General features: G+C 68.5%; 17 protein-coding genes. 8 read left to right on the forward strand and 9 right to left on the reverse strand.

Features of this window, described 5'->3' with window-relative positions:
* Positions 1-24 precede the first annotated feature (24 nt).
* Positions 25-1089: a CaiB/BaiF CoA transferase family protein gene (locus EDC64_RS09585; RefSeq protein ID WP_132031074.1), complete on the forward strand. Its 1065-nt coding sequence runs from the start codon at positions 25-27 to the stop codon at positions 1087-1089.
* Here EDC64_RS09585 and EDC64_RS09590 read toward each other — a convergent pair.
* Positions 1069-1989, reverse strand: a complete 921-nt coding sequence (locus EDC64_RS09590) for an AraC family transcriptional regulator (RefSeq protein WP_132031075.1) — start codon at positions 1987-1989, stop codon at positions 1069-1071. The genes EDC64_RS09585 and EDC64_RS09590 overlap by 21 nt on opposite strands.
* A gap of 95 nt (positions 1990-2084) precedes the next feature.
* On the opposite strand from EDC64_RS09590, the gene EDC64_RS09595 reads away from it, so the two are divergent.
* Positions 2085-2831 carry an SDR family oxidoreductase gene (locus EDC64_RS09595; protein WP_132031076.1) on the forward strand — a complete coding sequence of 249 codons (747 nt, stop codon included), beginning with the start codon at positions 2085-2087 and terminating at the stop codon, positions 2829-2831.
* A 149-nt stretch (positions 2832-2980) separates the two neighbouring features.
* Here EDC64_RS09595 and EDC64_RS09600 read toward each other — a convergent pair whose 3' ends face one another.
* Together EDC64_RS09600 and EDC64_RS09605 are read right to left on the reverse strand one after the other, a co-directional pair.
* A complete protein-coding gene (locus tag EDC64_RS09600; protein ID WP_132031077.1) occupies positions 2981-4057 on the reverse strand; it encodes a tartrate dehydrogenase in 1077 nt (358 codons plus the stop codon).
* Positions 4058-4151: 94 nt separating this feature from the next.
* Complete coding sequence (locus tag EDC64_RS09605) at positions 4152-5126, reverse strand: tripartite tricarboxylate transporter substrate-binding protein (protein WP_132031078.1); 975 nt, start codon at positions 5124-5126, stop codon at positions 4152-4154.
* A gap of 137 nt (positions 5127-5263) precedes the next feature.
* On the opposite strand from EDC64_RS09605, the gene EDC64_RS09610 reads away from it, so the two are divergent.
* A complete protein-coding gene (locus tag EDC64_RS09610; protein WP_338023397.1) occupies positions 5264-6013 on the forward strand; it encodes a GntR family transcriptional regulator in 750 nt (249 codons plus the stop codon).
* 88 nt (positions 6014-6101) lie between these two features.
* Positions 6102-7115 carry a hypothetical protein gene (locus tag EDC64_RS09615; protein WP_132031079.1) on the forward strand — a complete coding sequence of 338 codons (1014 nt, stop codon included), beginning with the start codon at positions 6102-6104 and terminating at the stop codon, positions 7113-7115.
* A 32-nt stretch (positions 7116-7147) separates the two neighbouring features.
* On the opposite strand, the gene EDC64_RS09620 is transcribed toward EDC64_RS09615, so the two are convergent.
* Together EDC64_RS09620 and EDC64_RS09625 are read right to left on the reverse strand one after the other, a co-directional pair.
* Complete coding sequence (locus tag EDC64_RS09620) at positions 7148-8299, reverse strand: iron-containing alcohol dehydrogenase (protein WP_132031080.1); 1152 nt, start codon at positions 8297-8299, stop codon at positions 7148-7150.
* A gap of 70 nt (positions 8300-8369) precedes the next feature.
* Complete coding sequence (locus tag EDC64_RS09625) at positions 8370-9344, reverse strand: Bug family tripartite tricarboxylate transporter substrate binding protein (RefSeq protein ID WP_165933706.1); 975 nt, start codon at positions 9342-9344, stop codon at positions 8370-8372.
* Between the two features lie 188 nt (positions 9345-9532).
* Between EDC64_RS09625 and ribD the strand changes: the two genes are divergently transcribed.
* Positions 9533-10438, forward strand: a complete 906-nt coding sequence (gene ribD / locus EDC64_RS09630) for a bifunctional diaminohydroxyphosphoribosylaminopyrimidine deaminase/5-amino-6-(5-phosphoribosylamino)uracil reductase RibD (protein ID WP_245504632.1) — start codon at positions 9533-9535, stop codon at positions 10436-10438.
* Between the two features lie 94 nt (positions 10439-10532).
* Here the strand turns inward: ribD and EDC64_RS09635 are convergent, their stop codons facing one another.
* The gene (locus tag EDC64_RS09635) at positions 10533-11546 is read right to left on the reverse strand and encodes an NAD(P)H-binding protein (protein WP_132031082.1); all 1014 of its coding nucleotides are present in this window, start codon (positions 11544-11546) and stop codon (positions 10533-10535) included.
* A 107-nt stretch (positions 11547-11653) separates the two neighbouring features.
* Between EDC64_RS09635 and EDC64_RS09640 the strand changes: the two genes are divergently transcribed.
* On the forward strand, positions 11654-12538 hold the full coding sequence (locus EDC64_RS09640; protein WP_132031083.1) for a LysR family transcriptional regulator: 885 nt from the start codon (positions 11654-11656) through the stop codon (positions 12536-12538).
* 38 nt (positions 12539-12576) lie between these two features.
* Here EDC64_RS09640 and EDC64_RS09645 read toward each other — a convergent pair whose 3' ends face one another.
* From EDC64_RS09645 to EDC64_RS09655, 3 genes are all read right to left on the reverse strand, one after another.
* Complete coding sequence (locus EDC64_RS09645) at positions 12577-13290, reverse strand: GntR family transcriptional regulator (RefSeq protein WP_207916002.1); 714 nt, start codon at positions 13288-13290, stop codon at positions 12577-12579.
* A gap of 144 nt (positions 13291-13434) precedes the next feature.
* A complete protein-coding gene (locus EDC64_RS09650) occupies positions 13435-13839 on the reverse strand; it encodes a Zn-ribbon domain-containing OB-fold protein (protein ID WP_132031084.1) in 405 nt (134 codons plus the stop codon).
* Positions 13840-13844: 5 nt separating this feature from the next.
* Positions 13845-15026 (reverse strand): thiolase domain-containing protein, encoded by a 1182-nt coding sequence (locus EDC64_RS09655; RefSeq protein ID WP_274594942.1) that lies wholly within the window; start codon positions 15024-15026, stop codon positions 13845-13847.
* Between the two features lie 159 nt (positions 15027-15185).
* On the opposite strand from EDC64_RS09655, the gene EDC64_RS09660 reads away from it, so the two are divergent.
* On the forward strand, positions 15186-15971 hold the full coding sequence (locus EDC64_RS09660) for an enoyl-CoA hydratase-related protein (RefSeq protein WP_132031086.1): 786 nt from the start codon (positions 15186-15188) through the stop codon (positions 15969-15971).
* 42 nt (positions 15972-16013) lie between these two features.
* Positions 16014-17462 carry an aldehyde dehydrogenase family protein gene (locus EDC64_RS09665; protein WP_132031087.1) on the forward strand — a complete coding sequence of 483 codons (1449 nt, stop codon included), beginning with the start codon at positions 16014-16016 and terminating at the stop codon, positions 17460-17462.
* The last annotated feature ends 32 nt before the right edge of the window (positions 17463-17494 follow it).

The following is a 17494-nucleotide window of genomic DNA, read 5'->3' on the forward strand; positions in this document are numbered from 1 at the left end:
CCCGCCGCTCCAGGGAGGCCATCCATGGCCGGACCGCTCGCATCGCTCAAGGTGCTCGATCTCAGCACCGTCATCGCCGGCCCCTATGCCGGGCACATCCTCGGCGATTTCGGGGCGGCGGTGATCAAGATCGAGCCGCCGGAGGGCGACATCATGGGGGCGGCCGGCCCCGCCCGCACGCCGGGACGCGGCGCCGCCTTCCTGAACTGCAACCGCGACAAGGAGATCCGCCGGCTCGATTTGAAGGATCCCGGCCGGCGGGCGGAGTTTCTCGCTTTGGTCGCGGACGCCGACGTGCTGCTGCACAATATGCGCATGGCGGCGGCGGAGCGGCTCGGGCTCGGGCCGGAGGCGATGCGGGCGGTCAATCCGCGGCTCGTCTATTGCGCCATCGTCGGCTACGGCCAGGACGGTCCCTATCGCGACCGGCCGGCCTATGACGACGTGATCCAGGCCGAGGCGGGCTGGGCCGAGCTCCACGCCCAGACCGGCGACGCGCCGCGTTACGCCCCCACCATCGCCGCCGACAAGATCACCGCCCTCTACGCCGTCGCCGCCATCACGTCCGCTCTGACGGCACGCGCCGCGACCGGCTTGGGGGCGACGGTGGAGGTGCCGATGTTCGAGGTCCTGACCGCCTTCCTCGCGGTCGAGCATCTGGCGGGGCTCACCTTCGTGCCGCCGCTCGGCGGCAGCGGCTATGCCCGCGTGCTCTCGCCCCACCGTCGGCCCTACCGCACGGCGGACGGCCATATCAGCGTCCTGCCCTATAGCGCGCGCCACTGGCGCAGCTTCTTCGAGGCCGTCGGCCGGGACGATTGGGCGCGCGACCCGGCGCTCGCCGCCGATGCCGAGCGCGCGGCCATGATCGGCATTCTCTATGCCCGCCTCGATGCCTGCCTGCCGGAGCGCACCACCGCGGACTGGCTGGCTTTGCTGCGCGCGCTGGATATTCCCTGCGCCCCGGTCAACAGCCTCGACGCCCTCCTCGAGGACGCGCACCTGAAGGCGGTCGGCCTGTTCCAGAAAGAGGACCATGCCACCGAGGGCCCGCTCCTGCGCGTGCGCTCACCCATCCGCTTCGGCTGACGCGGGGACGGTGCGCGCGAACGCGCCGGGCGGGCGACCGACATGGCGGCTGAAGGCGGTGCTGAAGGTGCTCGCCGAACCGTAGCCGACCCGCCGCGCGACATCGTCGAGCGACAGCGTCCGGCGGCGCAGAAGATCCTTGGCGAGCGCCATGCGCCAGGCCAAAAGATATTCCATCGGCCGAAACCCGACGGTGCGGGCGAAGCGCGCGAAGAAGGTGGAGCGGGACAGGCCCGCCGCCTTGGCGAGGTCCTCGACCGTCCAGCCCCGCTCGGGATCGCCGTGCATCTGCCGCAACGCGTCGGCGATGCGGGGATCGGCGAGGCCGCGCAGCAGGCCCGGCGGGACCGCGAGGCCGGGCGCCGCCCGCAGGGCTTCGATCAGCAGCACCTCGACGAGACGCGCGAGCACCAGATCGCGGCCGGCCCGCCGCCCCTCCGCCTCGTCGCCGAACAGGCGCACCAGGAGCGCGAGGCGATCGTCGCCATGGATGTGGATCATGGCGGGCAAAAGCGACACGAGAAGCGCCGCGTCGGGGGACTCGAACATGAAATAGCCGCCGCGCAGGCGGACGTCCGGCGGACCGTCGAGGGTGCCGTGGCGAACCTCCCCGTCCGCAGCCGGCGCGGTCCTGGGATCGATGCGGCGCACCGGGGCCGGGCCGAACCCCGACAAAGTGAAGGCCGGCGTCGCGGGCAGGAGCACGAAATCCCCCGCCTCCAGGGTCACCGCCGGCGCGCCGGAGACGGCGAGACGGCACCGCCCCGCGATCACGGCGCAGAAGCCGGGATGCCCGAACTCGGAATAGCGCACCGCCCAGCGTCCGGCCCCGGATATCCCCTTGGACATCACGGCACGCGGCCGCAGGAGCGCGATCACCTGCGCAAGCGGATCTGCCATTCGGACTCTCGCAAATGAATTAGCGACGCATCATCGATGATCGTCCAGATCATCCCGCTATCCTCGCGGTGTCAATCACAGAGAGACACGCGCCAATGAAGACCGTCCTGATCACCGGCTGCTCGTCCGGCTACGGGCTCGAGACCGCCCGTCACTTCCACGCCCACGGCTGGCACGTCGTTGCCACCATGCGGGTGCCCCGGGAGGACGTCCTGCCCCGCTCGGACCGGCTGCGCGTGCTGCCGTTGGACGTGACCCGGGCCGAGAGCATCGCGGCGGCGCTCGACGCCGCCGGGCCGCTCGATGCGCTGGTCAACAATGCCGGCATCGGCGTGGTCGGCGCGTTCGAGGCGACGCCGCTGGCGCATGTGCGCGCGGTGTTCGAGACCAATACGTTCGGCGTCATGGCGATGACCCAGGCCGTGATCCCGCACTTCCGCGCCCGCAGATCGGGCGTCGTGGTCAATGTGACATCGAGCGTGACGCTGGCCCCCATGCCGCTGGCGGCCGCCTATACCGCGAGCAAGCAGGCCATCGAAGGCTTCACGGCATCGCTCGCCCACGAACTCGGGCATTTCGACGTCCGCGTCAAACTGGTGGAGCCGGGCTATGCCCCGACCACGCGCTTCGCCCACAATTGCGGGGTGCGGGTCGAAGATCTGATTCCGGAAGCCTATGCCGCCTTCGCCGCGCCGATCTTCGCCGGCTATGCCAAGCCGGCTCTGGTGACGACGGAGGCCGACGTCGCCGAAGCCGTGTGGCAGGCGGCGAACGATCGCTCCGGCCGGCTGCGTTTCCCGGCAGGCGCCGACGCCGTGGCGCTGGCGGAGGTCCGCGCTTGACCGAGACTGCCGCGCGGCGCAGCCGGGAGCCGGGCGCGCCGCCGCCGGCCCGAGGTCACATGGCGTCGAAGCCCGACGACGAGCAGGCGGGGCACACGGCCCCCGCCTTCGGCAGCGTCGGGCGCTCGGCCGCTCCCGCGCGCCCCCGCTCAGGCGTTGGCGCCGGTGATCGCGGCGATGGTCGCGGCGGTCACGTCGGCGGTGCGGGCGGTGCCGCCGAGATCCGGCGTGTGGCAGCGGGCGTCGCCGGTCACGCGTTCGATCGCGGCCATCAGCCGGCCGGCGGCGGCCGGCTCGCCGAGATGCTCCAGCATCATCACCGCCGACCAGAAGGTGCCGATCGGGTTGGCGATGCCCTTCCCCGTAATGTCGAAGGCCGAACCGTGGATCGGCTCGAACATCGAGGGGAAAGCGCGTTCCGGATTGAGGTTCGCGGTCGGCGCGATGCCCAGCGAGCCGGCGAGCGCCGCTGCGAGATCCGACAGGATGTCGGCATGCAGATTGGTGGCGACGATGGTGTCGAGGCTCTCCGGCTTCATCACCATGCGCACCGTCATGGCGTCGACCAGCATCTTGTCCCAGGTCACGTCCGGGAATTCGGCCGCCACCTCTTTGGCGATCTCGTCCCACATGACCATAGCGTGGCGCTGGGCGTTGGACTTGGTGACGACGGTCAGCAATTTGCGCGGACGGGTGCGAGCCAGCCGGAAGGCGAAGCGCAGGATGCGTTCGACCCCGGCGCGGGTGAACATCGACACGTCGGTCGCCGCTTCGAGCGGCGAGCCCTGATGCACCCGCCCGCCGACGCCGGCATATTCGCCCTCGGAATTCTCGCGCACGATGACCCAGTCGAGCGTGCCGGCCGCGACACCCCGCAGCGGCGACACGATGCCCGGCAGGATCCGCGTCGGCCGCACATTGGCATATTGGTCGAAGGGCTGGCAGATGGCGAGCCGCAGGCCCCAGAGCGTGACGTGATCGGGGATGTCGGGATGGCCGGCCGAGCCGAACAGGATGGCATCGTGGCCGCGGATCAGGTCGCGGCCGTTCTCCGGCATCATGCGGCCATGCGCCTTATAGTGTTCGCCGCCCCAATCGAACCGGTCGACGTCGAAGGCGAAGCTGCCCTCGCGGGCGGCGAGGGCGTGCAGCACCTCCACGCCGGCCGAGATCACTTCGTCGCCGATGCCGTCGCCGGGAATGGCGGCAATCCTGTACGTCTTCATCTTGGTCTCCGAGGGGAAAGCCGGGCCGGCGCGAGTCGTTCGCCCCGACCCTCGGTCTCCTGCGGGAAGCCGCCGGCCCCGGCAGGAATGCGGATCAGTTCGGTGCCACCGCGGCGAGCAGCTTGCCGAGCCGCGCGATCTCCGAGCGGAACTGACGGTCGAGCGCGGCGGGCGTGGCGAGGTCGTCCGGCACCGGAACCGTCCCGAGCGACGCCATGCGGTCGATCACGGTCGGATCCTTGAGGGCCTTCTGGAGCGCGGCGGACAGCGTCATGCGGATCGGCTCCGGCGTGCCCTTCGGCGCCCAGAGCGCGTGCCAGGCGGTGATTTCGAAGCCCTTGAGGCCGCTCTCGTTCAGCGTCGGGACGGCGGGCAGAACCGCGATGCGCGCCCGCGTCGTGACGCCGAACGCCTTGATGTCGCCGGCCTTGATCTGATTGACCGTATTCGTCGTCTGGTCGCACATCAGATCGATGCGCTTGCCGACCAGATCGAGCATGGCCGGGCCCGAGCCCTTATAGGGCACGTCGACGAATTTGGCCCCGGTGGCGTTCGCCAGAAGCAAAGCGCAGAGGTGCGAGACGGAGCCGACCCCGGCCGTGCCGATGGTCAGCGCGGGGCCCTTCTCCTTCAGCAGCGCGAGGAGTTCCGGCATCGAATTGGCGCGGAGATCGCTGCGCCCGACCAGCACCATGGGCACCTCGGTCACGAGGCCGACCGGGGAAAACTCCTCCGGCTTGTAGGGCAGTTTGGGATAGAGCGGGGCGAAGGTCGCGACGCCGATATGGTAGAGCAGCAGGGTGTAGCCGTCCGGCGCCGCCTTCGCCACGTCGCCGGCACCGAGCGAGCCGCCCGCGCCGCCCTTGTTTTCGATCACCATCTGCTGGCCGAGGGTCGGCGTCATCGCCTGCGCCACCAGCCGGGCGACGGTGTCGCTCGGCCCGCCCGCCGCCGCCGGCACGACGATCGTGACGGGACGATCGGGATAGCGGCTCTGCGCCGCCGCGCCGACGCAGGATGCGCCGAGAAAAATCAATGCCGCCGCTGCCGCCAGACCCTTCGATGCCATGGCATCCTCCCAAATGCATTTATTCTTGCATGCAAGATGGAGCCGAAGCCGGCGCGCTGTCAAGCCGTCCGGCGCGGTGTCCCCGGCGGCGGAAAAATGGTCTAGAAGGAAAGCCGCGAAAGAGGGCCTGCGAGACGATGGCGGACGCGGCGACGACGAAGCCGGACACGACCGGGACCGGGGAGGCGCCGGCACATCGGCTGCGCCCGATGCCGGCGGCGACTAAGCCCAATCTCGTCGACCTCGCTTATGACGCGATCAAGCGGGCGATCCTCGAAAACGCCTACCCGCCCGGCCACCAAGCGGGCGAAGTGGAGATCGCCCGCCAGCTCGACATGAGCCGCACCCCGGTCCACGAGGCCATGGCGCGGCTCCAGGAAGAAGGGCTGGTGCGGATCCTGCCCAAGCGCGGCATCCTGGTGCTCGGCCTCTCGCCGGACGACATCGCCGAGATCTACGACGTCATCATCGGCCTGGAAGGCGCAGCCGGCGAGCGCCTCGCGGGCCTGCCCGCGGCGGAGCGGGCCGCGGCCGCCGGCCGGCTCGAGCGCTGCACCGCCGAGATGGACGCCGCCCTCGCCGCCAATGACCGACCGGCCTGGGCGCGCGCCGACAAGGCGTTCCACGATTGCCTGATCGACGCCTGCGGCAATGACCGGCTGCGGCGCATCGTCGGCACCGTGACCGACCAATTGCACCGGGCGCGCCTGTTCACGCTCAATCTGCGGCCTCTGCCGACGCGCTCGGCGCACGACCACGCCGCCCTCACCGCCGCGATCCGCGCCGGCGACGCCGAAGCCGCCCTCGCGGCGGCCCGCCGCCACCGCCGCCACGCCCGCGACGAACTCATCCCGCTCCTGCGCCAGCTCAAGCTGAACAATCTTTAATTTCTTGTAGTCTTTGATTAACGTATTGACGACCGGGCACCCGCGCCAATAATGCGGCTACGAGATACCTCAAACTAGCCGTTCTCAGATGCATGTTTCCAAGTGGATTGCGATCATATTTATCAGCTTGGTCGCGTCTGGCGCTTTGGCCCAAGAGGCTCCGCAGCCGCCCGCGCAAGTCGACCCAACTGCGGATGGCCAACGGCCCGATGGCGCTACCGGGCAACGTCAAGGTGCCACGAATCATGAGATCGATGCCGCGACCTTTCTGTCCGCCATCCAAAGCATAGAAGCCGCCATCCGAAACGTGACAACCGAGGCTGGAAAAGATGCCGAAGCCGACCACAACAACAGTGCGGAAGATCTCATCGCCCAGAAGGCCATGGCGCGCTGGGCATACTGGATGTTCATTGCTGCTGCGGCATCGACATTTTTGACTGCAGTTGGTGTGTTACTCCTCGCGCTTACCCTTCATTGGACCAAAGTGGCGGCGAATCACACTGAAGATGCTTTGACTGAAGCAAAGAATGCCACAAAGGCGACGATCGAGTTACTTGACGCCGAGATCAGACCGGTCCTTACGGTCGAAATGGAATCTCGAGAAAAACAAATCGAATGGATAGAAGGCTTTAATAATGACGCTAAAAAAGACATTCATTTTAGAATCAAGAACGTTGGCAACGGACCCGCCTTTCTACATCTGATGTGTCGAGCTTGGGCTATTTGCCCAAAGATCGAAGATTTAGAGATAATTAATGCCATAGATTATTCAAATTACATTCATAAAGAAGGAGTTGATAATTTTGGAAAATACGCAATTGCTTGGTACAAAAAGAACGAAATCGCAATTGGAACGGGATCATTAAGCGATGAAATTCTTTGCGGAGCAGATCAAATTGGAATTAAGTTATCTGATCATACTAGTAACAATTTTATATTTTTTTATGGATATTTTGAATATAAGGACATGAAAGGTCAATATTATAGATCCGGATTCTGTCAAATTCTGAATCGAGATCTATACAAAAGAAAAAAAGAACTATTTCTTATTCCATGGAACGAGAACGCAAACTTACTCAATTATCACAAGAAATTAATTTAACTAAAAGCTGAACGTCTCTTGGCCCGCGGCGCTCAATACGCCGCGCGGAGCAGCGCCAGGAAGTCCGCGCGGGTGGTGGAGCGAGGATTCCAGCGATCGTAATCGGCCTCGACGCACAGGTCCGCGATCTCTTCGAACACGGCCTCGTCGGCACCCACGTCCCGCAGGCGCGCCGGCACGCCGAGATCGGCGCAGAAGGCGCGGATCTCGGCGACCGCGGTCCGCGCCGCCACCTCGGGCGCGACGCCCCGGACGTCGGCACCGAAGGCGTCGGCGATCGCGGCATATTTCTCCGGCGCGGCGATGCGGTTGAAGTCCGCGACGTGCGGCAGGCAGACCGCGTTGGACAAGCCGTGCGGCAGGTGAAAATAGGTGCCGACGAAACGGGCGAGGCAATGCACGTTGCCGAGCCCCGTCAGCCCGAACGCCATCCCCGCCAAAGCCGAGCCGACCAGCATGTCCAGACCGGCCTGGAGATTGCCGCGATTGGAGACGAACGGGCGCAGATTGCGCGCGATCAGCCGCAGCGCGTGCAGGTTCAGGGCATCGGTGAACGGACTGGCTTTGCGCGAGATGTAGGATTCGAAGGCGTGGACGAAAGCGTCCATGCCGGAATGCATGGCGACGTGCGCCGGCATGGTCTTCAGCGCCAGGGGATCGAGGATCGCGGCCTTCGCCGGGTTGAGGGCGGCGTGCCGGATCGACATTTTGAGGTGCCGCTGCGAATCCGTGATGACGCACGACCCCGACACTTCCGATCCGGTGCCGGCCGTGGTCGGGATGGCGATCAGCGGCAGAGGCGGGACGGAGAACTTGTCGATCCCCTCGTAATCGTGGATCCGGCCGCCGTTCGTGGCGACGATGCCGACCGCCTTGGCGACATCGATCGTGCTGCCGCCGCCGAGCGCGAGGAGCGCGCTCGCGCCGTGCGCGCGAGCGCCGTCGATGGCCTCCGCGACGATCGTGTCGCTGGGATCCGGCGCGATCCCGGAGAACACCGCACTGGCGATGCCCTGTTGGCGCAGCACGCCGTCGACGAGGCCGAAGATCTCGCTGCCGAGCACCGCCGCATCGGCGACGATGAAGATGCGGTCGCTGCCGAAGCCGGCCAGGATCTCGCCCACGCGGGCATGCGCGCCGATGCCCGCATGGATCCGGCTGGGGGATTGGAAACTGTGGAGCATGACGGCCTGGATTCCCTTTCCGCCGGGTCTTCGGGAGGGTGGGCCCGCACCGCAGAGCGGGCCCGGCGGATCATTCCGGCGCGAGCTTCGCGTCCTTGATGATCTTGGCCCAGAGGGCGACTTCCTCGTCGATCTCGGCCTTGAACTGCTCCGGCGAGTTGCCGATGATTTCCAGGCCCTGGCCGAGCAGCACGTCCTGGACCTTGGGGCTCTTCAGCGCCGCATTGAACTCGGCATTGAGCTTGCGAATGATCGCGTCCGGGGTGCCGGCGGGGGCGAAGAAGCCGCCCCAGTGACCGGCCTTGAAGCCGGGATAGCCGAGTTCGGCGATCGTCGGGACGTCCGGCAGGAGCGAGGAGCGCTTGTCGCCGGTGACCGCGAGCGCCGCGACCTTGCCCGAGCCGATCGCCGCCTTGGAGGTGAAGGGCGGATCGAGCAGAACCTCGATCTGGCCGCCGAGAATGCCGACCAGAGCGGGGCCCGCGCCCTTGAACGGCACATGGACCAGGGTCATCCCGGTGCGCGACGCCATATAGGCGCTGGCGAGGTGGATCATGGTGCCGTTGCCGGACGAGCCCATATTGAGCTTGCCGGGGTTTTTCTTCGCGTAATCCACCAGTTCGGGGAAGGTCTTGGCCGGGACGCTGGGATTGACCAGCACGGCGAACGGCCCCCAGGCCACCTTGGTGATGGGGATCAGATCCTTGCGGACGTCGTAGGTCTGCTCCTTGCGATAGCTGAGATCGATCGCAAGCGCGCCGCTGTTGAACAGGAGCGTGTAGCCGTCCGGGGTGGCGCGCACGACGGCTTCGGTGCCGATGATGGTCCCGGCGCCGGCCCGGTTCTCGATGATGACCGGCTGGCCGAGCTTCGGCGCGACCTCGGCCGCAATGGTGCGTGCGATCAGGTCCGTGGCACCGCCGGACGCGAACGGAACGATGATGCGGATCGCCCTCTCGGGAAATTCCGCGCGCGCCGGCGCGGCCCACAGCGCGCTTCCGGCGATCCCCAGCAACGCCAGGGAAAGCTGCACAACCCCTTTCATCCTCTTCCTCCCGATGGTTCGCCCGGCGTGCATGCCGATTTCCCGGCAACCCTTCCGAACAAAACAAAAACTAGATTTCATTATTGTACTTATTTGTGTACATTAGCGCACGAACGCATACCGCGCAATGTACCGCTCACGCTTTTTCCCTTGCCAGCGCCAAATTATCCGCGGGAAGACCGCCGGACATGACAGTTCCCCTCATCCGCGATCGGTCGCCTCCAGCCGCCGGCCCGCATGCCGCCGACGCCGCTTTCATGCACGGCGCGATCGCCCTCGCACGGGCGCAGATGGGCCGGGTCTGGCCGAATCCCGCGGTCGGATGCATCCTGGTGGCCGACGGGCAGGTGGTTGGCCGGGGCGCGACGCAGGACGGCGGTCGGCCCCACGCCGAGACGGTCGCCCTGGAGAGTGCCGGGCCGCGCGCCCGCGGCGCGACCGCCTACGTCTCCCTGGAACCGTGCAGCCATTGGGGACACACGCCGCCCTGCGCCGATCGATTGATCGCCGCCGGCGTGCGCGTGGTCCATGTGGCGCTGAGGGATCCCTATCCCGCGGTCGACGGCGCCGGGCTCCGCCGGCTCGCGGCCGCCGGCATCGCGGTGTCGCTCGGTCTGGGCGCTGCGGCGGCGCGCGACGTGGTGGCGGGCTTCTTCACGCGGGTCGCGACCGGCGCCCCCTTGATCCGGCGCGTTCGTCCGGCGGCGCGGTGGCCCGGACGGCCCGAGGTGCCGCCGCTCGGCTTCGACGCTCTGGCCCGGTCGCTCCCCGACGGACGGACCGTCCGTTTGACGGCGCAGATCCCCTTCGCCCGCGCGCGCGATGTAACCGGAATCGCGGGCTGCGCCTGCTGCGAACGCGGCGCGGATCATGCCGCGGGGCACGATTTCGATTTGCCGCTGGGCGAGGGCGGGGACGATCTGCGGTTCGCCATGGGACGGCTCGGTCTGACCCGCGTCGCCGTGCGGGCAGACGATCCGCTCGCCGCGCGCCTGGCGCGCCAAAGCGGTCCGATCGGGGATGCTCCCCACGCCGCCAATGGGCCATCTGGAGATCCCCTGACGGCCTTTCGCCGGACACCCCCTTGGCCCTGAGCCACGACCGAAGGTTCTCGAACGCGCCGCGACGCGCGGCGAAAATGTCGCCTTCAGGGCGCGGTGATCGCCGTCGCCCCCGCCCTCTGCGCCATCACGGCACGGCGCGGATGGCCGCGACGCCGCGGGTCCCGCGCGCCGTCACGGACAGGGGGACATCCAGCCCCGTCAGGGTCTCCCGGATTGCCTGCTCCAGCGGCGTGCGCGGCTCCGCGCCGAGGAAAGCCACCAGTCGGCGATTGTCGAGGCGCGCAGCCTGGCGCCAGAGGGGCCGCATCTCGATCAGTTCCCGAACCGTCTCATTGAACGGCGCGATCAGTCGCAGCAGCCCCCAGGGGAAGGCCCGGATCGGCACGTCGGGCGCGCCGGCCACGCGACGGATCGCCGAGGTCATCGCCGTGCCGTCGGCGTCCCACTGACCGTCGAAATGAAAGCGGGCGAAGACCGGCAGGTCCGCTTCGCGCTCGGCGAGGCGGGCGAAGGTCTCGGCCACGTCGGGCAGATAGGCCCAGGCATGCCCCACGCCGGGCGCGCCGGGATAGGTGACCGCCTTCAGCTTCTGTCCCGGCTTCACCAGCGCCTGACTGAACCAGTTGTTTCTGGCGCTGCGCCCGAAATAGTCTCCGGCGCGCAGGACCAGGGCGCGCACGCCGCGGGCCGCCGCCGCCTCGAGCCGCGCTTCCAGCCGGACGCGGATCTCGCCCTTGCGCGTCGCGGGGCGCTGGGGCGATTCCTCGGACAAAAGCGGATAGGCGTCGCGGCCATAATTATAGATCGTCCCCGGCAGCAGGATCCGCGCCCCATTGGTCTCCGCCGCCGCGATCGTGTTGTCGATCATGGGAAGGACCAGCCGGTTCCAACCGCGATAGCCCGGCGGATTGACGGCGTGGACAATGAGGCCGGCGCCGCCCGCAGCCGCGACCACCGTGTCGCGGTTCATGGCATCGCCAACGACGTAGCTCCAGTCGGCGCGGCGTGGCGCCTTGGAGGGATCCCGCACGAGGGCGCGGATCGTCCAACCGTGGCGGGCCAGGGCAAGCGCGGTCTCGCCGCCGACGCCGCCGTGGGCGCCAAGGACGAGGGCGATACGGGAAGGATCCTCGGGCATGACGGGTTCCTTGAGAGGTGACCAGGCCAGGATGCCGGAGCGCGGGTATGATATAAATTGCTCAGAATGATTGATCCGCTAGTCTATATTTTATGAACATACCGGCGATGGATGCGACCGACTGGGAGCGGCAGCGCGCCTTTCTGGCGGTTCTGCGCGAGGGCAGCCTGTCAGGCGCGGCGCGCGCGCTTGGCACGGCGCAGCCGACCGTACGCCGCCGGATCGAGGAGCTCGAGCGGCACCTGGGGGTGGCCCTGTTCACCCGGTCGCCCGCGGGCCTGACCCCCACCGCGCTCGCCCGCGACCTCGCCGCCCCGGCCGAGGCCATGGCCAGCGCCGCCGCCGCCTTCGCCCGCGCGGCCTCGGCCGAAGCCGGCTCGACGGGCGGAACCGTGCGCATCACGGCCAGCGAGGTGATCGGCATGGAGGTCCTGCCCCCGATCCTCGCCGAGACCCGCGCGGCCCATCCGGGTCTGGTCTTCGAGCTGGCCCTGACCAATCGCAGCGAAGACCTGCTGCGCCGCGAGGCCGACATCGCCGTGCGGATGGTCCGCCCCGCGCAAGAGGCCCTGGTGGCCCGCCGGGTCGGGACCGTCACCCTGGGTCTGCACGGCCACAAGCGCTTGCTGGACGCCTGGGGGCGACCTGCGACGCTGTCCGAGGCCCGGGCCATGCCCTTGGTCGGCTTCGAGACCGAAACCGTCGGCGTGCGCGCCGTCAAGGCCATGAGCGGCATCGATCTGCGTCGCGAGGACTTCGTGTTCCGCTCCGACAGCGATCTCGCCCAACTGGCCGCGATCCGAGCCGGGCTGGGACTCGGCATCTGCCAAATCGGGCTCGCCGCCCGCGATCCGATGCTGGAGCGCGTGGTCCCGGACGTCGCCTTCGATTTGGAGACCTTCGTCGTCACCCACGAGGACCTGCGCGATGTCCGTCGCGTCCATCTGGTGTTCGACGCCCTGGTCGCGGGGCTGACCGCCTATGCCCGATAGCCGCAGACGGTTCCCTCGCGGGCAGCCCGCTCCCGACGTCAGCTGTCCGGCGTTTCCGCCAGCAGGGTGAGCCGGGCGCGGAGCGCGGCCCGAATATGGGCGCGGGCCGCCTTCTCCGCCCCTTCCGGATCCCGCGCGCGGATCGCATCGACGATGGCGCGGTGCTCCACCTGCGCGAGCTCGCGGCGCGCGCCGATCGTGAACGTGGTGCGGCTGAGGAAATCCAGAGAATCCGACAGCACGCTCAACGTCTTGAGGAGATAGCGGTTGTGTGCGCTGCGATAGATCGCCTGATGGAACTTGCGATTGTGCTCGGCCATCCGCTCGGCCGTCACCGCCTCGGCGGGTTCGAGCGCGATATATTCCTCCAGAAGCTCGATCTCGGCGTCGGCGGCATGGCGCGCCGCCATGCTGGCGGCGGCGCCCTCCAGCACGTTCCACATGGCGTAGAGTTCCATCACCGTCTGGTGGTCGAACTGGGCGATGGTCATGCCACGATGGGATTCGTGGACGAGGAAGCCGTCGGCTTCGAGCCGCCGCATCGCGTCCCGGACGGGTGTCCGGCTGACGCCCAGCTGGTCGGCGATCTCCTCCTCGCGGATCCGGTCGCCCGGGCTGTACTGCCCAATCTGGATCGCCCTGCGGACGAATTCGTACGCGGTGCGGCTCAGCGACGAGGTGGACGCCTTCTCGGCACGCGGCGGCGCGTCGGCCTTCAGGGGCTTTGGGGTCTTGGTCACTGCCTTGGCCAACGGAATGGTCCCGATCCCACTCCCGCCTTCGTGGATCGACGGGCTTCCGAGGGATACACCAAGGCGCGACCTTGTCCAATCCGGACCGCGCGCAGGCGCGTGGACGATGCCGCCGGGCGAAGGGGTGGCCGCCTGCGCGGGGCCTCAGCCCGGCGGCCGCAGCGGGGTGAACATGGGGATCGGATCGCCGCCCTCGCTGGGATGGAACACCACGTGCACCGCCCCGTCGATCCGGATTTCGTCGGCCTCGCACGCGACGAGGTTGGTCATCACGGTCACTCCCTCGTCGAGCCGGACGTAAGCCACCGCATAGGGCTCCGCGGCACGGTGCATGACGCTGTAGCTGTAGATCGTCCCCCGCCCGCTCGCCACGCGCCATTCGGTGTCGGCGCTGAAGCAGAACGGGCAGAGCGTGCGGGGATAATGGTGCACCTGGCCGCAGGCGCGGCAGCCCCGCAGCAGCAGGCGGCCGTCCCGGGCGGCGTCCCAATAGGCGGCGGTCTCGGGGGTGCGGTCGGGCGCCGGCGCGCGGCGCGGTTTGAGATACATGTCGATCACTCCCGTTCGAGGATGACGGTCGCGCCGCCGTGGCGGCTGCCGAGCTGCCCGCCGATTCCGGAGACCAAGGCCAGATCGCAACCGGGCACCTGGACGCGGGGATGCGCCTCGCCGCGCAATTGGCGGACCGCCTCGATCACCTTGGTGACGCCGCCGCGATTGGCCGGATGGTTGTTGCACAGGCCGCCCCCGTCGGTGTTGACCGGCAGGCGGCCGACGCCGGAAATCAGATTCCCGTCGGCGACGAAGCGGCCGCCCTCCCCCTTCGCACAGAAGCCGAGATCTTCGAGCTGCATCAGGACGGTGATGGTGAAGCTGTCATAGATCGAGGCATATTTGATGTCCGCGGGTGTGACGCCCGCCTCCTCGAACGCCCGCCGCCCGGACTGCGCCACGGCGGAATAGGTCAGATCGAGGCGGCCGCCGTCCGGCGTCTTCGCCGCCGCCCCCGCCCCCCTCAGCCGCACCTTGGGCCGGTTCAGGCTCTTTGCGACCTCCGGCGCCGTCACCACGATCGCGCCGCCGCCATCCGTGATCACGCAGCAGTCCAGCCGGTGCAGCGGATCGGCGATCAGCGGCGAGGCCAGGACGTCCTCCACCGTGACGACATCCTTCAGGAGCGCGTGGGGATTGTGCTGGGCATGGTGCGATGCCGCCACCTTCACCCAGGCGAGCTGCGCGCTGGTGGTGCCGAACGCGTGCATGTGGCGGCGCGCCACCATGGCGTAGAGATTGGCCGTGGTGAAGCCGTAGGGGAATTCGAACGGCACGTCCGGCGCGTCGGCGCTGTAGACCCGCGGCGCGGTGCCGGTGGCCATGCCGAGCGCGCGGGGCCGCCCGCCGAGCGTGATGAGGGCGACCGAACATTTGCCGGCCGCGATCGCCTGCGCGGCATGGTCGACATGCATCAGATAGGAAGTGCCGCCGGTCTCGGTCGAATCCATGTGGCGGACCTTCAGGCCCATGTAATCGACCAAGGAAAGCGGCCCCAGGCCCGGCGCATCGCCGGCGCAGAAATAGCCGTCGACATCGTCGCGCGTCAGCCCGGCATCGGCGAGCGCCGCCTGCGCGGATTCAGCATGGAGCTGGCCGATCGACCGGTCGACGGCCTTCCGGGTCGGATGCTCGAACACCCCCATCACATAGGCACCGCCGGCGCCCGACCGTCCTGCCGCCAAATCCGATCCTCCCCTGCTGCGCGCCGGATGAGTCCGGCGCGGGCGGAAATTTCCGCTTGATTGGATGTACATGATCACATTATTGTACATAAATAAATACAATCGAGCACAAAAAGAAGAGCGTGCTCCGGATCAGTCGAATCGGGGAGAGAGCCGGACATGGCGGGGTCGTATTGCCGCGTGGAGACGCGCGGGCGCATCTTGATCGTCACAATCACCCGCCCGGACGTGATGAATGCGCTCCACCGCCCGGCGAATCTCGAGCTGGAAGCCGTGTTCGACGGCTTTGCCCGGGATCCCGATCTCTGGGTCGCGATCATCACCGGCGCCGGCGACCGCGCCTTCTGCGCCGGCAACGACCTGAAATATCAAGCCGCCGGCAACGACACGACGATGCCCCCGACCGGCTTCGGCGGCCTCACGGCGCGGTTCGATCTGATGAAGCCGGTGATCGCGGCGGTGAACGGGATCGCGCTCGGCGGCGGCTTTGAGATCGCCCTCGCCTGCGATTTGATCGTCGCCGCCCGCGGGGCGAACTTCGGCCTGCCCGAGCCGCATGTCGGCCTCGCCGCGACCGCCGGCGGCCTGTTGCGCCTCGCCCAGCAGATTCCCACCAAGAAGGCGGCCGAAATCATCCTCACCGCCCGCCGCGTCCCGGCGGCGGAAGGCGAAGCCCTCGGCTTCGTCAACGCACTCGCCGACACCCCGGCCGAGACCCTGCCGGCGGCTCTGGCGCTCGCCGACCGCCTGCTGGCGGGATCGCCGATGGCGGTGCGCGCCGCCAAGGAACTGATGCTGCGCGCCCAGGACGGCGACGACCTCGCCACCCTCTATGCCCGCCAGCGCACCTATCCCGCGGTGCGGGCCCTCTATGACAGCGCGGACCGCGTCGAAGGTCCGCGCGCTTTCGCCGAAAAACGCAAGCCGGTCTGGACCGGGCGCTGACCGCGCCCCCGTTTTCGCACGCCACCATCGGAACCCGCCCCCATGACCACGGACACCCTCGCTCCTCCCGCGGCCCCCACCGGTCGGCTTCTCGTCGGCGGCACCTGGCGCGAGACCGCCACGCGTTTCGCCGTCCGGGACAAATATGACGGACGCCGCGTCGCCGAGGTCTGCGAGGCCGGTGCCGCCGAGGTCGACGCGGCGGTCGCCGGTGCCGCCGCCGCCTTCGCCAAAGGCGCCCCGCCGCCGACCGAGCGCGCCGCGATCCTGCGCCGGACCGCCGGCATCCTGGCGCGCGAACGGCCGCTTCTCATGGCGACTTTGGTCGCGGAGGCCGGGCTCACCCTCGCCGAGGCCAAAGCGGAGATCGACCGCTCCCTCGCCACGCTCGAAATCACCGCGGAAGAGACCACGCGAATCAATGGCGAGCTGGTGCCGTTCGGCGGCGCGCCGGGCCAGGAGAGCCGGATCGGCTTCACCCTGATGTTCCCGCTCGGCATCGTCTGCGCCATCACGCCGTTCAATTCGCCGCTCAACACCGTGATCCACAAGGTGGCGCCGGCATTTGCGGCGGGCAATGCGGTGATCCTGAAGCCCTCGGTCTATACCCCGCTCGCCGCCGAAATCCTGTGCCGGGCCATGGTCGAGGCCGGCGTGCCGGAGGGCTTCCTCAGCCTGCTCCAGGGCCCCGGCTCCCGGCTCGGCACCCTGCTGCTGGATCAGCCGGACATCGCCTTCTACGCCTTCACGGGCTCGACCGCGGTCGGCCGGACGATCCACAAGGCCGCCGGGCTGCGCAGGTGCCAGTTGGAACTCGGCTCCATCGCCGCCACGATCGTCTGCGCCGACGCCGATATCAGCCGCGCCGCGCAGAAGGTCGCCGCCGCCGGCTTCCGCAAGGCCGGGCAGGTCTGCACCTCGGTTCAGCTGCTCCTGGTGGAGCGCGCCGCCATGGCGGACATGCGCGACGCCTTGCTGGAGCGGGTCGCGGCAATCTCCTTCGGCAATCCCCATCTGCCGACGACCGGCATGGGTCCGCTGATCGACGAGGCCGACGCCGCCCGGGTCTCCGACTGGGTGCGGGAGGCGGAAACCGCGGGGGCCCGCGTGCTCTGTGGCGGCGGGCGCACCCGCTCGGTGGTGGAGCCGACCCTGCTCGAAGACGTCGCCCGCGGCATGAAGGTGGTGGACCGCGAGGTGTTCGGCCCCCTGGTCTCCCTGGTCCCGTTCGACAGCCTCGACGCCGCCATCGATCTCGCCAATGCCAGCCCCTACGGGCTCGCGGCCGGGGTCTTCACCCGCGACATGAGCCGCGCCCTCTCCGCCGCCCGGCACCTGCGGTTCGGGGCGGTGCATCTCAACGAGGCGTCCAGCGCGCGCTCGGATGCCATGCCGTTCGGCGGGGTGAAGGACAGCGGCTTCGGCCGCGAGGGCCCCCGCTATGCCATCGCCGAAATGAGCGAGGAACGCCTCATCACCCTCAATCCCTGACAGCGGCGGCCCGAATTCCGGTTGCCTCGGTC

Origin of the sequence: Aquabacter spiritensis, assembly GCF_004346185.1 — a bacterium.
GTDB lineage: Bacteria > Pseudomonadota > Alphaproteobacteria > Rhizobiales > Xanthobacteraceae > Aquabacter > Aquabacter spiritensis.

What these genes read in the sequence shown, in the direction of transcription:
- EDC64_RS09585 (WP_132031074.1), top strand. Translation starts at nt 25, where the DNA reads ATGGCCGGACCGCTCGCATCGCTCAAGGTGCTCGATCTCAGCACCGTC.
- EDC64_RS09590 (WP_132031075.1), bottom strand. Translation starts at nt 1,989, where the DNA reads ATGGCAGATCCGCTTGCGCAGGTGATCGCGCTCCTGCGGCCGCGTGCC.
- EDC64_RS09595 (WP_132031076.1), top strand. Translation starts at nt 2,085, where the DNA reads ATGAAGACCGTCCTGATCACCGGCTGCTCGTCCGGCTACGGGCTCGAG.
- EDC64_RS09600 (WP_132031077.1), bottom strand. Translation starts at nt 4,057, where the DNA reads ATGAAGACGTACAGGATTGCCGCCATTCCCGGCGACGGCATCGGCGAC.
- EDC64_RS09605 (WP_132031078.1), bottom strand. Translation starts at nt 5,126, where the DNA reads ATGGCATCGAAGGGTCTGGCGGCAGCGGCGGCATTGATTTTTCTCGGC.
- EDC64_RS09610 (WP_338023397.1), top strand. Translation starts at nt 5,264, where the DNA reads ATGGCGGACGCGGCGACGACGAAGCCGGACACGACCGGGACCGGGGAG.
- EDC64_RS09615 (WP_132031079.1), top strand. Translation starts at nt 6,102, where the DNA reads ATGCATGTTTCCAAGTGGATTGCGATCATATTTATCAGCTTGGTCGCG.
- EDC64_RS09620 (WP_132031080.1), bottom strand. Translation starts at nt 8,299, where the DNA reads ATGCTCCACAGTTTCCAATCCCCCAGCCGGATCCATGCGGGCATCGGC.
- EDC64_RS09625 (WP_165933706.1), bottom strand. Translation starts at nt 9,344, where the DNA reads ATGAAAGGGGTTGTGCAGCTTTCCCTGGCGTTGCTGGGGATCGCCGGA.
- ribD (WP_245504632.1), top strand. Translation starts at nt 9,533, where the DNA reads ATGACAGTTCCCCTCATCCGCGATCGGTCGCCTCCAGCCGCCGGCCCG.
- EDC64_RS09635 (WP_132031082.1), bottom strand. Translation starts at nt 11,546, where the DNA reads ATGCCCGAGGATCCTTCCCGTATCGCCCTCGTCCTTGGCGCCCACGGC.
- EDC64_RS09640 (WP_132031083.1), top strand. Translation starts at nt 11,654, where the DNA reads ATGGATGCGACCGACTGGGAGCGGCAGCGCGCCTTTCTGGCGGTTCTG.
- EDC64_RS09650 (WP_132031084.1), bottom strand. Translation starts at nt 13,839, where the DNA reads ATGTATCTCAAACCGCGCCGCGCGCCGGCGCCCGACCGCACCCCCGAG.
- EDC64_RS09660 (WP_132031086.1), top strand. Translation starts at nt 15,186, where the DNA reads ATGGCGGGGTCGTATTGCCGCGTGGAGACGCGCGGGCGCATCTTGATC.
- EDC64_RS09665 (WP_132031087.1), top strand. Translation starts at nt 16,014, where the DNA reads ATGACCACGGACACCCTCGCTCCTCCCGCGGCCCCCACCGGTCGGCTT.